The 13,443-nt window shown below is 61.3% G+C and carries 9 protein-coding genes; all 9 read right to left on the minus strand.

The window, feature by feature from the left end; all coding sequences use genetic code 11:
• The 9 genes from HV786_RS00200 to tssF are packed head-to-tail and all read right to left on the minus strand — an operon-like array spanning position 1 to position 13,436.
• Complete coding sequence (locus HV786_RS00200) at positions 1-3,012, minus strand: T6SS effector BTH_I2691 family protein (RefSeq protein ID WP_128829831.1); 3,012 nt, start codon at positions 3,010-3,012, stop codon at positions 1-3.
• A complete protein-coding gene (locus HV786_RS00205; protein ID WP_252870386.1) occupies positions 3,005-3,919 on the minus strand; it encodes a DUF4123 domain-containing protein in 915 nt (304 codons plus the stop codon). Before HV786_RS00205 ends, HV786_RS00200 begins: the two co-directional genes overlap by 8 nt.
• 32 nt (positions 3,920-3,951) lie before the next feature.
• Entirely contained in the window at positions 3,952-6,078 is a 2,127-nt protein-coding gene (locus HV786_RS00210) for a type VI secretion system Vgr family protein (protein ID WP_128829833.1), read from the minus strand.
• Positions 6,079-6,110: 32 nt separating this feature from the next.
• Complete coding sequence (icmH, locus tag HV786_RS00215) at positions 6,111-6,986, minus strand: type IVB secretion system protein IcmH/DotU (RefSeq protein WP_128829834.1); 876 nt, start codon at positions 6,984-6,986, stop codon at positions 6,111-6,113.
• A gap of 1 nt (position 6,987) precedes the next feature.
• Positions 6,988-8,325, minus strand: a complete 1,338-nt coding sequence (tssK, locus tag HV786_RS00220; RefSeq protein ID WP_128829835.1) for a type VI secretion system baseplate subunit TssK — start codon at positions 8,323-8,325, stop codon at positions 6,988-6,990.
• Entirely contained in the window at positions 8,322-9,329 is a 1,008-nt protein-coding gene (tssJ, locus tag HV786_RS00225; RefSeq protein ID WP_128829836.1) for a type VI secretion system lipoprotein TssJ, read from the minus strand. The genes tssK and tssJ overlap by 4 nt, the downstream gene beginning before the upstream one ends.
• The gene (gene tagH, locus HV786_RS00230) at positions 9,326-10,690 is read right to left on the minus strand and encodes a type VI secretion system-associated FHA domain protein TagH (RefSeq protein ID WP_128829837.1); all 1,365 of its coding nucleotides are present in this window, start codon (positions 10,688-10,690) and stop codon (positions 9,326-9,328) included. The genes tssJ and tagH overlap by 4 nt, the downstream gene beginning before the upstream one ends.
• Positions 10,687-11,706, minus strand: coding sequence for a type VI secretion system baseplate subunit TssG (gene tssG, locus HV786_RS00235; protein WP_128829838.1), 1,020 nt, complete (start codon positions 11,704-11,706; stop codon positions 10,687-10,689). The genes tagH and tssG overlap by 4 nt, the downstream gene beginning before the upstream one ends.
• Positions 11,670-13,436: a type VI secretion system baseplate subunit TssF gene (gene tssF, locus HV786_RS00240; RefSeq protein WP_128829839.1), complete on the minus strand. Its 1,767-nt coding sequence runs from the start codon at positions 13,434-13,436 to the stop codon at positions 11,670-11,672. Before tssF ends, tssG begins: the two co-directional genes overlap by 37 nt.
• Positions 13,437-13,443 lie beyond the last annotated feature (7 nt).

Consider the following 13,443-nt stretch of genomic DNA (forward strand, 5'->3'; position numbering starts at 1 on the left):
TCAGTGTTCCAATACAAACTGCGCAGGGGCTTCGGCGTTTTCGTCGAGGCCTTCGTTAGGTTTATAGATGACATCCAACACCAACTTCGAATAGGTTTTGATGTCAATCTTGAAATGTGCGATCAGCCCTCTCTCGACGATGTAAATTTCCGGGTCGCCTGCGATAGTGGCTTTATTGTGATCGGTCTGGGGTACGCTAAGCTCGTATTCCCAATCACTTTGTCCCAAGACGTAGTCGGGCAGCAGAATCGTAAATTCCGCTACGCTCGGTTCTTCGGGCACTGAGTCGGTGGTGATCTTTCCCCAGTCGGGCAATCTCCACGCGGTGTTGTGGTGCCAACGGCTGTCTACTCCAGGTACGCCGAGGGCTTGAGCCTGTTCTTCATCTAGTAAGGCCGGTGCGAAGTAGGTGGCATACCAATTCTTGATTTCCTCGCTTGCGCTGGAGTACGGTGGAAGTCTTTTGCGCTGATCCAGTGTGATTTTTTTCCGATCCTCTCCGTCGTTTTCGAGCGTTCCGAATATGCTTCGCGCCGCCCATAGCTCAATTGGTCGATGGATACGAGCTTTGGCTCGAGAATGTAGCGCCAAGCCGCCAGCGAGAACCCCTGCCCCAAGCAGTGCGATTGCTGCTGCCGCCCAGCCCGCTACCGGGATGACAGCAGTTGCGCCAGCAATAGCAAGCGCACCTTCCAGAATCGCGGCCGAGCCGGCTACGACTGCAAGACCGCCAGTTGCCGTCAAGGCTGCGGCGACTCTGTCGCCATTTGCGCGCTGGCGATGTGCCTTGAATAAATCAGGGATAAATCCGAAGGCTATTGCGGGGTAGCCCGCCAGTCGGGTGAACAGATTGCTGCCAATGAATCGGACAAATCCATTGCCAAAGGCGAAGCCGGGCACCGTCGCACTGACTCGCAACATAATGATCTTGTGAGAAGCCCGCGCGCTGACCAGCACAGCCGCTGCGGCGCCCGCCAGTCCGAAAAGCGCGGACGCGAAGCCTGCCGCGTATTCGAAAGACGGATCGCTCCGCAAGTTGGCGTAGGCGGTCCTAAGGCTCACTATGTTGAACCAGAGCATGCCTACGTTTAACGCTCCCCCGCCCGTCGTGTTGAGCAGCGATGCAATATTTGGCTTCACACGCCGCGTCAGGGTTTCCTCGATGGTCACTGTGCGGCTGCCGTGGACGCGCACCTTCTTTATCTCTTCGACCTTCGCCATGCCAGAATTAATGAGGTTGTCGACTTCACTGCTGAAGGCATCCGAGCGTACAACCTCATCGGTGATGCGGTAGCGAGCGCCAATCAAGCCCATGGCCTTGCTTGCGTTGGCCTCATCGGCGGCGGCAAGTACCTGCTGCCGCAGGGTGCGACTGGCGTCCCAGCGAGTCTTTCCTCGCATGCGTTTGAGCACCACGGTGGTCACAGTTTGCGCTGTCAGGTCCGTGACGCCGGCTGTGGCGGGAAAGCGCCCCGCCAGATCCTCAATGATGTAATCCGCGGCGCCCAACAAGGACCCCACCGCATCGGCCTTTTCCTTGAAGGGATTGAATGGCGCCAACGCCGTGTAGATCGGGCTGTCATCCTTGTCGAGCCACGCATTCAACCGCATAAAACGAGGGTCGTCGTCCTCGGTGCCGGGCAACGACTGGCTCATGGGGTGAATCAGCATCGACAGGGACACTTCCAGCCCTATCGCTGATATTCGGTTGTTGCGATCGTAAGCGGTTAGGGGCGCCGCTAGGCTGTTCGGATCGTTCTCCCATACTGTTTCGGCAGTGGCAAGCCACTGATCGTGATCTTCGCTTGCCTTGGCCACGATGGCGTGGAGACGTCGCAATCGGCTCTCAACCTCGTCGCGCTCGGCCAGGAATTGGTGATACTTGGCCTTGTCGATACGCTCTCCTAAACGGCCGCCTGCGGGCGAAAAGTGCTCGTTCGTTAGCACCTCGAAGACCATCTCGGAGGGCGTGAAGCGACGGTGGTGACCAACCTGCTTTTGCTGATACTCATAGCGCAACTTGGCCAAATGCTCCGGCGCATGCTTGTCGCGTGGGTACAGGTTTCGCAAGGTCTTTTCAAGGAGTAACGCCACCAGATTGCGATGATGGTAGCTTTGGCTCTTAGCGCTCAAGGCCTCCACGTCCTGCCGAAATGCCCTCGGGAAATCCTTCGCGCCGAGCTCGGCGTTGTCCGTGCCGGAGGCCGAATGAATCTGTTCGGAGGGCATCAGGTCGCGTGTCTGATGCTGATACGCGGCGACGGAAAGGCCGAGATCCTGGCACAGTCCCTCCGCGTCATTGAGAACCACGACCGCCGGCACTCGCGGTTGCGTAAACCGATAGTGATTTCGATGGGCTAGAAACGTGCCAACGGGCAGATCATCCTTGCTTGCATGGCTGCTCCAATCCAGCGGCAGACGCTCCTGGCGCGGCTTGAAGTCCTCGACCCACTGTGTCAACGCAACCGCCGGCAGCACGTGGGGCTGGCCAGAAGGCGATTTGACACCCGAGGTCAGTTCGGCCATGTCCAGGGGCCGCATATGAAGCCGCCGCACCGTGGCATCTGCGGAGATCCTGGCCGTCATGTCGTTGGTCCAGAGGTGCGGGCTATAGCCGACCCACACCTCCTTGGCAGTCTCGGGACTGGTGTCTGCCCACACCCACCCCATGCGTGCGCCCGCTTTGTACCTGTCCTTCCTGTCGTAGTTCTCCAGCCCGGTGTATGTCAATTCCTGATAATGACCTTCACCGTCGTACTCATGAATGACGAGCTTCTCGCCCTTTGGGCCTTTCATGAAGACATAGACATAGCCCGGACGAATGGCACGCAAGGTATACGAAGACAACTGCAGAAACGGAAAGCCCATTTCCAGTCTGAAGCCGGACTCGGCGTACCGGTACTGGGCGGAACCGTCCGAATTCGGAACAATCGCATATCGGATGGGAAGAATGGGAATGCGTGGGCAGCACGCCGGTGCGGACTTTGCGCCGCCTGCTGTGGTCTTAGTCATCAGCGGATTCCTGTGCGCGAACGAGCGCGTCCAGTTGACGCAGACGAGCCTGAGGCGACTCGGTCAAGTCATTGAGAATTTCGCGTGCCTCATCGTTCTGGAGCAGCCACGGATGATGGGCGAACAGGTTTATGTATTGGGCCGTGACGGTTTCTTCGTGAAAATTCAGACGGTCGGCCAATTGAAGGAGTTGCTCTATCCAGTCGCGAATCTCTTCGAGGCTGCGACCGGTGTGATCGGGAATCGAATGCACCTCGTAGATGCGACTTTGCATGAAGTGCTCACGGGTGTTTGCGTCGAAGCGTTCGAGCTCGTGAGGGCGCAGCATCAGTACACTCGTCTTGCCGCCAACATATCCGGAAACGTCGCGATCCACGCGGCGCCAGTCGTGAACTGGACCCCAGCTAGCGCGCCAGAGCAAAGCGCTGATCGGACCAAGCCACGCATCGCGGTGGTCCTCGTCCAACGCCTCGAGCCAGGCGGCGAGGTGATGCGGTTGAACGTTCAAGGTGGCTTCGCCCTCACAAGACAGATCAAGCTGCACTAAACCTCTGAGGTGTGCCGCCAAATCACCGAGATCGGCCGCCGCACCGATGAACATTGCGCCACCTGCGGGCGCCCAGTGCGTGAGAGCCTCTTGCATCAGCCCAGGCTGGCTCGTCGCGTCAACCAGCAGCGGGCCGCGGTCAAATTGCTCATCCAGTGGCGTGCCTTGCCAGACCCAAGCATGCCAGGGTAAGGGATCGAATTCTTTCACCATGTCCAACACGCCAGGCGCATAGGCGGGGCGGTATTCGCCCTCTTGCGGCACAGGGCGGTAGGCCCAGTTTTGTAGTGGCACGGTCATCAGCAACAGATAGCGGAACGGCGTGCGAGGAAGCGCATCCTGTGTGATGTCCTTGCCCATGGATGTGATCCAAGGCGGAGTTTTGGGAAGTGTCATCGCGCGAGCCCTCCAAGACAGCGGCAGTCGGATAACGGGCAGGTACCGTCCGGACGGCGCCCGCACAGGCGGTCGATGGGTTTGCCCGTGGCCGGGTCACTCCGGATCGCAAATGGGTTGCCAGCCCCACCGCCCTTCTGGCTCATCGGCCCCTTGATCAAAATGGCGGTCCCCTCAAGCGTGATCCCCGACCCATCAATACGAATCGTCCCCCCAGGTCCTTTCAAGATCACGCTCTCCGCCGCCTGAAGCTCATAAATCTTCGTGCGCCGCCGGATCGCCTGACCGGCCTGAAGTTCCGCGTGCCCCTCCACAGTTTGTTCCTGGTGCCCGCCGATGCTCACCCAGTGATTCGCCACCGTCTTGTCGCGGCGGTTGTTGCCCACTTCCTCGGTGCGGTCCTTGCCGGTGCAGATGGTGTGATTACGCCCCACCGTCAGAAAGTCATCTCGCCCGATGTCGTGCCGCCGGTCCTGGCCGATGTTCACCTGCTCGTCATTGCCCACCGTCTCCCTGCGGTCGTGGCCGATGGTGATGGTTTCGTCGTTCTCGACCTGCTCGCTGCGGTCGTGACCCACGAACGTCGACTCGTCGTGGTTGACGTGGATGTTCTGGTCCTTCTGCGCGTGGACGTAGATTTCTTCCTGATCCTTCTCGTCCTCGAAACGCAGTTCGTTGTATCCCTCGCCCTTGTGGGTCTTCGTCTTGATGGTCATCCGCGTCTTGTGGCGCGGCAGTTCGTAGGGAGGTAATTGCAGGCGGTTGTATACCCGGCCGGTGATCACGGGCTGGTCGGGATCGCCGTCGAAGTACGAGACGATGACCTCCTGGCCGATGCGCGGAATGGCCATGTGGCCCCACGTGGCCCCGGCGATGTTCTGGGACACGCGAATCCAGCAGGAGCTGTATTCGTCTTCCTTGCCGAGACGGTCCCAGGGGAACTGGACCTTCACGCGGGCGTATTCGTCGGTGTAGATTTCTTCATTGGGCGGGCCGACCACCACGGCGTTCTGCGGTCCATCGATGCGCGGCCGGGGTAGCGGTTCTGCACGCCACTCGGCGTCGTCCGGGACTAGCTCGGCCTCGTAGTGGTAATGCGTGCCGCGCGAGGCATCGGCGCTTTCCTCGGCCTGGCTCGTGTGTTGGATGCCGCGGTGGACAATGCGGACGGGGCGCCAGCCGCGGTTCAGGTCTTCACGAGGATGCCCGGCCAAGGTGAACGAAATACCCGGCTGCAGGCGCGGGTCATCGCCTTCAACAAAGGCGACCCGCGCATCGCGTCGGTGTCCGCGCAGGCGACTCTCGGCGAAGGGCTTGCCGGCCTCGTCGAACTTGGCGCGGGCGGGGTAGTCGTAGCGCTCGTAGCGTCGGCCTTGATGGTCCAGGTCGCGTCCATCGCGGCTGTGCTGGTGGGTATAGCGCGGATGGTGAAAGGTGTAGTCGCGCTGGGTCTGGCGCGCGGTGCGCACGTTCTCGGTGTAGGCGAAGCGGCGCAGCGCCGGCTGCGGTTGATCGCCGCCAGGCGTGGGGTTGTATCGCACCGGCTCGTCGGCCACGCGGCCGTGGATGAACAGGCGATCGCTGTGGACAAGGTGATGGCCCTCGGGGCCATGACGGAAGGAATAGAAGAAGCCTTCCTCACGCATGATGCGTTCGACGAAGTGGTAGTCCGTATCGCCGGCTTGCACGCAGTACTCGCGGGACTGGTGCTCGGTGGTGCTGCGCTGCTCGTAGTCCTGGTTGAAGCCATGCGCCTTGAACACCGCCTCCGCGATCTGTGGAACGGTCAGCGCCTGGAAGATCCGCCAGTCGGAACTGAGTTTCAGGCGCGCCACGCGTGGCTCGACGGTCGCCGAATACCGCGTGCGGCGAAAGCCGGTTTCGCCCTGGACGAATGAAGACACCGCGCCGTGCACGTACCGGACAGGCGTGTCGCCGTGCCAGATGGTAAGCAGCGCGGCTCGGTCCAGAATACTGCCAAAGTCGACGGCCGCATTGGCGCTGGCCAGTTCGATTTGCAGCACGTACGTTTCGGAGAGGCCTTCCTGCAAGGTGAACTCAACGACGTCGAACGATGCGTCGCCGACGGTGAAGGCAAAGTGCAGATCCGATTGGGTGGGCATGGTGTCTTATCTCCAGTTCAAAACTAGCCGCATCACTGTTTGAGAATGCTCTCGAGCGAATCCAGCACCATCTGCGTCGCGGCGCCCAGTTTCAGGGAGAAGTACAGAAACGCTGCGGCCACCACAACCGCGGCTAGCGCCCAAGGCGTCCAAAGCGGCCACTGCCGGTCCAGCCTGTGACGGAGCGTGGAGATGTTCGCGGGAGCGTCGACCAAACGTTCGGGCACGTCTCCCCGCAGCTGGCGAAGTTGCTCATGCAGCCGGGTAATGAGGGCGTTCAGCGTGTCTTTGTTGTTGTGCTGTTGGCCATACTTGCCCTGATAGCCCAGACACAGGCAGAGATACTTGAACTCGAGCGCATCGCGGTATTTGGCGGCATCCATCTGCATTCGCGCCAGCACCGTGAAGAACTTCTCGCCGCCCCAGGTTTCGTTGTGGTGATAGCTCAGGAGAGACCGGCCTTTCCATCGCGAACCCACACCCCACGGCGTCGCCATCACCGCTTCATCGATGAAGGCGCACAGGGCGTAGCGGAATGACAGCTGCGTCGCCCCGTCGTATCCAAGCTGCCGAACCTCTTCCGAGAGAGCGGTGATATGGTCCCGGACGTTCTCATATAGCCGATTCACATCGTCTTCCGGCAGGTCCTTCATGCGGCGCACCCGCATCACCAGGCCGAACAGCGGCTGGGCGATGTCGACCAAGGGGTTGATGCTGTGGCCGCGCAACTGAAATTGCAGATCCTCGTCCGCATTGATGCGGTCCACACCTTCGTAGAGAACCCGATCCGCGTCACGGATACTGGGTTCCCGAGGGGTACGCATGAAGTCGTCCGGCACCTTGGGCAGAACGGAAGGAGAGGGACTGGTCTCAATGCGGTCGTTGCCGACCATCACGGTATGGCTCATCTCATTGACTCCGAATGGCCCAGAACTGCAGCTCCAGCTCGGGGAAGTCCCCGGTAATGTGGAAGCCGAATCCGGTTGTCCCCTGCGGCATCAGGCGCTGCCAATGGGGATGCGACCGGTCCAGCTGAAAGTAGGTGAAACCGGCGTGGAAAGGCAGATGGCGCGGCGCGACCGGCAGTGTCATCAATGGAATTCCCGGCAACTGCAGTCGGATCAGTTCCTGCAGCAACTGGTGCGAGGCCATCTTCGCCTGGCGCACAAACTGTTGCCGCATTTGCTCCAAGGGCATTCGCGCGCGAACGGCGAGGATGAAGTCGGCGCTCTGCAGCAGGTCAGGATCGTGAACTTGCGCCGTGAATACACCATGGCCTTGCTTGTCCAGCGGCAGCGACACGGCGCGCGGCTGCAGCACTGTGCTAAGCACGCGGCGCAGGGTCTCCTTCAGCATGCGGAAAGTGGTCTGTGGCGTGTCGTGCTGATAAGCGGGGTAGTCTTGCGGTAAACGTCCCTCGTCGGTAAAGGTGGTCAGTTCGCCGCAGGCTTGGCCGCACGCCAGATAGGCATCGACCGGTCGCACATCGGCGTCGCGCGCCAGGTGCCGGAACAGATGCTGCCATCGGTTGAGCGCTTGCAGCAGGTTGAAGTCGGTAATGTCTGCAACGCCGGACTGGCCGGGCGACCCGATCCGCTGCGCGATGCTTTTCGCGCGCTCGAGCATCAGCGCGGCGATCTCTTCCATGAAGTGCGCCAGCGGGCGGATGGCCTGCAGGTACATGCCCGTGATGTGAAAGTCGCTGTCCAGCAGCAGGCTTCCGTCGGGCCGCCTGTCCAGGATCCGGCTCAATGCCAAGCCCGTGAAGGCGCTTCTATCGTCTCGTTCCAATGCCAGTTGCAGATTGGGCACGGCCAAGGCGATGGGTGTGTGATTGCCTTGATGGCTGTGCGTGTCGCGGATGTCTTCGGTGTGATGAAGGTAGCGGGCGTTGCCCAGGGTGTCCGGCCAACGAACCTCGGATGTCCCGTCCGAGCGCAGCGGCAGCGTCAGGTATACCGTCTGATTGGCGGCGGTCGCATCAGGAATCGACAGGGGCTCGGGCGGCGGCTGGTCGTGGGGGATGTTGAAGGCGGTGCCGTCAGGCATGACGCCGCGCGCGCGCACGATGGAGATTTTGCCGAACGACAGAAACTCCTGATTCAGCTCCAGCTCCGAGAAGCCATAACAGTACCTGCTGCCCATGCGCACATTGACGTAGTGCTCGAGGTATCGGTCGGTCTGCTGGAAGTGCTGGGGTTTGACGAATTGCCCTTCGCCCCAAACGACGGGATTGCGGCTGGTCATTGTTGTTCTCTCGCTTGATTGCTGGCACGTTGAGCGGTCTTGGCTGGCCGGTAGCTCTCGTCGGTGATGGCGACCCGAGTGTCTTGCAAGGTCACCAGCAAGGCATACTTGCGGCTGCGCGGGTCCACCCGGAACACGTCGTACCAACGTTGGGCGTCGGGCGCATGAAAGACCGCCACGACCGCGACGTAATGGGTGTCCTCGTCCAGGTCGCGATAGTTGATGAACTTGAATTGGCCGGGCGCGAGCAGGTAGTCGTCGGCTGTGATGTAGGTGCTTCCCAGCGCCTTCTTGGGGGCACTGCGGACCAGATCGGGATCGGCGTTTTCCAGCAGCGAATCGTCCTTGAGCTGGATCACGCGAAAGGAGACGGGCGTGGCATTGGCATGATCCTGGGCCGCCAGCGGCGCGGGCGCCAGGGGAACGCCATCGCGGTACTGGCCCAGCGCCACGTCCTCTCCATGGGGGCTGGCAGCATGGCCAGCCGCGGGGGCTGAATCTTGCTCGTCTTCACCTTGGCGCAGTTGCCACTGCACCGGAAAGGGGGCCTGGTTCGTCGCCACGCTGTCCGTCCACAGGCTTTCAGAAGAGGGGTTCATGACGATGGAGCGAGACTTGAAGACTTTGGTCAGCGCGGACCTGACGGCCGTACTCGTGCCGTCTTCTGACGGCGCCGCCGGCGATTCCGTTTGATGCAGGTGTTCAAGCAAGGCTTGCAGACGATGCACGAGGTCTTCGCGGGTTTCACCCTGCACATTGACCGAGAACGACCGTTCATTCACCGGCGCCGTCGTCGGATCCGAGTCCGGTTCGGCAACCGGATTGGGATTCACGTCGTTGGCGGCGTACAGGCTCAACGCCACCTGCGTTGGCTGATCCTCTGGCGGGCCCACCTGGATGTCCGGATCCATCAGGATCTGCCCCGTCTTGGTGAGGACGTTGCCCACGGTGCCGCATCCGGACAGCAAGGATGCGGCGCACAGAAGTGCAACGGCTGGCCTCATGGCTCTTCCTTGCGCAGCGACTGGTCGTAGGCTTGGTCGAAGACCTCCCAAAACAGTTTGTCGAAGCCTTGCTGGCGGCTGGATCTGAGTTCTTCGTAGTAATGCCGGTACATCTGCCAGGCCCCGTCACCAGGTAACGCTTCGTGCTGCTGGCCGGACCGGTAGCGGGCAAACCGGCGTTCAAGCTGGTCCGGCGAGAACGCTTGCAACAGCGCACTCAGACCGGCGGTGACGGCGTCTAGCATCGCGCGATGTTGTTCGGCTATCTGCTCGAGCGCTTCCTCGACGGCGGCGGTGGGAGACAGGTGGACCATGCTGCGGTCCCGGGAAAAGAGAGCGCGCACGGTGTCTGGATAGGTCTGCGGGAGGCGCAGCGGATTGTCTTCGATGGGCTGCAGTGTGCGTTTGGCGAGTGCCAGCCGTGCGCCCTGAGGTGCGCGATTCAATGCGGCGAGGCCGCGAATGAGCGCGGCGAGCGTGGTCCCCGCCTCGAACAGCAGGGTGTACGCATCGTGCGGGTCCACTGCGCCCACAGGCGCGCCCAGCCCTTCGACCAAGGGCGCCAAAAGGCCCGCCGCATCGCCGCCGTGGTTGAACTGATTCTGGATCCATTGATCGGATGCTCGGGGGACTGCAGAAGAAGGGGGGTGTCCCGACATGGGGGGATCTCCGAAGGCATGCAAAGGGGAGCCGGAAACGGCTTCGAATCGGGTCGTGGACAGGTCGGCTTGTGCGGCCAACTGCGTCTGGCCGTAATGCCTGGAATCCAGCGAAGCGGCGTTGTCGGCTGACGCGGGGTCCGGACGGATGGCTTCTTCGAGCGCCAGCAACGGGTCCAGCTGTCCTTGCGTCGAGGGCTCCGACAAGGCGTTGAAATCGCGCCAGCCACGTTCTGACGGCGGGTTTGGCGCCGGCGCTCCGTCGCCGTGGGGCAGGGCCCCGATATGATCGTTCGATGTGCCAAGCAGCTCGGCGACCTCATGCTCGGCGAGATGCCGGGCTGGGTCGGGCAAGGCGTATGTCTCGTCATCCAGGTTGACGGTCAGGCGATAGGGCCCTACGTGCAGGATGTCTCCCCCGCGCAGTCGAACGCTGACAAGCGCGCCAAGCGGGTCCATTTGGTCGTTCACACGCGTCTGTCCGCAGCGATCGATGACAAAGTAGCCGCCATCTTCGTAGCGGACCTCGCAGTGGATGGACTGGACGCGGCCCGACCTGTCATGCAGGATCCAGTCCGCCCCGTGCGCGCCGATCGTGCCGCCTGCGATATCGAACAGGCACCGGGGCTGGCTGCCTTTCTGCAGGGCCTGAGGGTTGTCGACCACGAGTGCAAGGCGATGATGAGAGGATGTCGGGATCATGTGCGCAGGGAAACTCTGACGGGCGGCGGGAGGGTCGAGGCCGGCTGTTCAAGAAAACTGGTCCAACCCAGTTGCGTGCCGCCGGCAAGCCGAAGATTGAAGGGAGGCACTTCGTCTTGCCGTAGGCGAAGCTCGAGGTCGCAGGGAATCGGGTCGCGCAGCAGAAAAACGACGAGCTGGCGCAGGCGCTCGAAGTTTTCGCCGTGGGGCAGAAACTCGCGAAATCGCGCCTGGCTCAAGTGCGATATCACGATGACGAAGCTGCTGTGCCGAGTGCGTACGCTGTCGCCGATCTGGAAGCTGTGGCTAAGCTGACCGTTGTTCACGCCAAGCCTGATGCGATCGGAATCGTCGATGACGGCGTGCCGAAGCGCGAAGTCGCGAATCTGCACATCCTCCAGGTCGAAGCAATGCGCGATCAGCCCGGCCAGCATCGCAGGCGAGCGGCTGCGCAGAACCACCGCGCCGGCAAAGCTCAGCAGCGGGCTCCAGGCGATTGGCGTGTCGCCCCGGGTCGCGTCATGCTGCAGACCGATAAGCGCGAAGATTCGGCGAGAGAACTGGTCATCCGCGCCACGCCGGAAGCGGATGTAATAGCGATACTTGCGCCAGGCCTGGTGCAACAACGTCAACAGGCGATGGTTAAAGAAGTCCAGGAACGCGGGGCGGATGCCCACGCCTTGGCCGGCCTCGTAGGCTAGGCGGTCAAGGTAGTAGCTCGGCAGGGGAGAATCCGTGCCGTGCATCCCGAAGAACGTGGCTTGCACCCGGTACTGATGCGGAACCTGACTTTCAAGGCGTTCGGCCAGCGCGACGTCGGACGCCGGAAAACCCAGCCCCGCGTGATTGCTCAGGAGAATGCGCTGGTGATCCGCGTCGAAGGTGTCGGATGATTCCAGGTCGTCATCGTGCAGCCCATGCAGCCGCTCCAGCAGGCAAAAGAAGTCATGTCTCTTGGCCTCGGCCAACAATGAATCGCTCAGATCAGGGGCTGCGTTCCGCTGCGCATCGGCCATGCGTAGTGCTCCTGATTGGTCATGTTGATCGCTTCCAGTACGTGGAACGACGACAGGCTGGCGTATAGCGACAGGAAGTGGCTGAGCACTGTCCCGAAAAGATAAAGGTCGCCTTCGCAGGAAAATCCTTCCTGATCGAGCTTCAAGAGGGTGCGCGTGCCTCGGATGGGAAGACCCTTGTACATGCGGTCGATGGGCTCACTGACCACTGCCTTCAGCCCGTCCAGGCGCTTTTGCGTCGTTCGGGCACGCTGGATGTCGTGATGTGCCGAGAAGTCGTAGTTGCCAAGAATGGCTTTGAGGGGTTCGGCCGACAGCAGCGACAGGTAAGTGGGTGAAAGGTTGGAGATCAGACTCCAATGCAGATCGCCAGCGAGTACAGGACGGTATGGCGGCGTTGGTGTCGTCAGGTTTTTGAAGCGAACGAATGCGGGGGTGTCGCGCGACCCTTCGCGGATATCGCCGACGCCCAACGCAAGCGGGTAATCGCGGTTGGTGCAGGTCAGCGAGAGCGACACCGTTTCCTCTCGGCCAATGTAGTGGCGGTCATCGCCCCGCACGAACGCAATGCGGTGGTCGATGCCCGAGTCGGAGAGTGACGGCGACAACCGCGTGCGGTAGTACAGTGTGGTCCGCCCGCGTTCGTGTTCGATCTGATGACGCAGCGACTCAAAAGGTTCGTAGGTACGTAGCCATTCCCCCGGCTGAGCGCTGTCGCCGTTCTTCCATCCATCGACCTTGTCGATACTGAAGATCTCGAACGCATCAGGCCGGTGGCCGCCGGGTTGGAGCCGGTATTCGGCGGCCTTTCCGGTCAGTCGGACAGGCTCGGCGTCGTGTTCGAACAGGTTGACGGCCGGCGTGCAGTAAAGCGCGATGTCTGCCTTGCGTACCCTCACGTCCGCCGGCATGGGGCGCGTGAAGTGAAACTCAATGCGTATGTTTTTCGTGGGCAGGTCGGGCCACAGCCCAAGCAGGTGCGTCAGTGAAAAAAAGTAGAAGCGCCTAGGAAAGAGAAAGTACTCCTGGAGGATGCGGTATCCATCCATGGCGTTCTTGGGGTAGGGCAGCAGGGCGGAGTCGGGGGTGAATCCGGAAAAGTCGATTTGGCCGACCGGGATGTGGCGAACCCGGCCATTGGACTCCATGCGGATCTCGCCCAGGTACTTGGCCAGCCATAGATACAGTGTCTGTGCGGTGTAATCGCTGCCGCTCAGGTAGAAGTCTAGTTGGTCGCAGCCAAACGTACTGGGCGGGTTTTGGCTCAGGGTGGCGAGGTCAATGCGGACAATCGACTTTTCCAGTGAATGGCCATCATCGACGCCTGCGACCTCGAAGGGGAAGATCGACACGTCCTGAGTCGTGCGGAACTGGCATTGCACGCCGTCCACGGCCCGCGACTGGATGCTGGTTCCACGCGGCACGGTCTGGCGGCCGGTGATGGAGTGGTCGGTGGGTTCGAACTGCATGATCGTGGCGCTGGGTAGGGGCCGCAGATAGTTGGGCCACAGCATTTGCAGCAGCGAGTGCGTCAGTTCGGGAAAGTCGTCTTCGATCTTCAGACGCAGTTTTGCCGTGAGGAAGGCAAAGCCCTCGAGCAGTCGCTCCACATCGGGGTCCGTGGCTTCCTCGCCCAGAAACGGGGCCAGCTGCGGGTTGTTGCGTGCGAAGACGCGCCGCAAGCGGCGCAAGTAATCTAGTTCCTCTCGGAATTTTCCCTTCAGTGGCATCCGGTCA

This window comes from Achromobacter mucicolens, from assembly GCF_902859725.1.
Taxonomy (GTDB): Bacteria; Pseudomonadota; Gammaproteobacteria; order Burkholderiales; family Burkholderiaceae_B; genus Achromobacter; species Achromobacter mucicolens.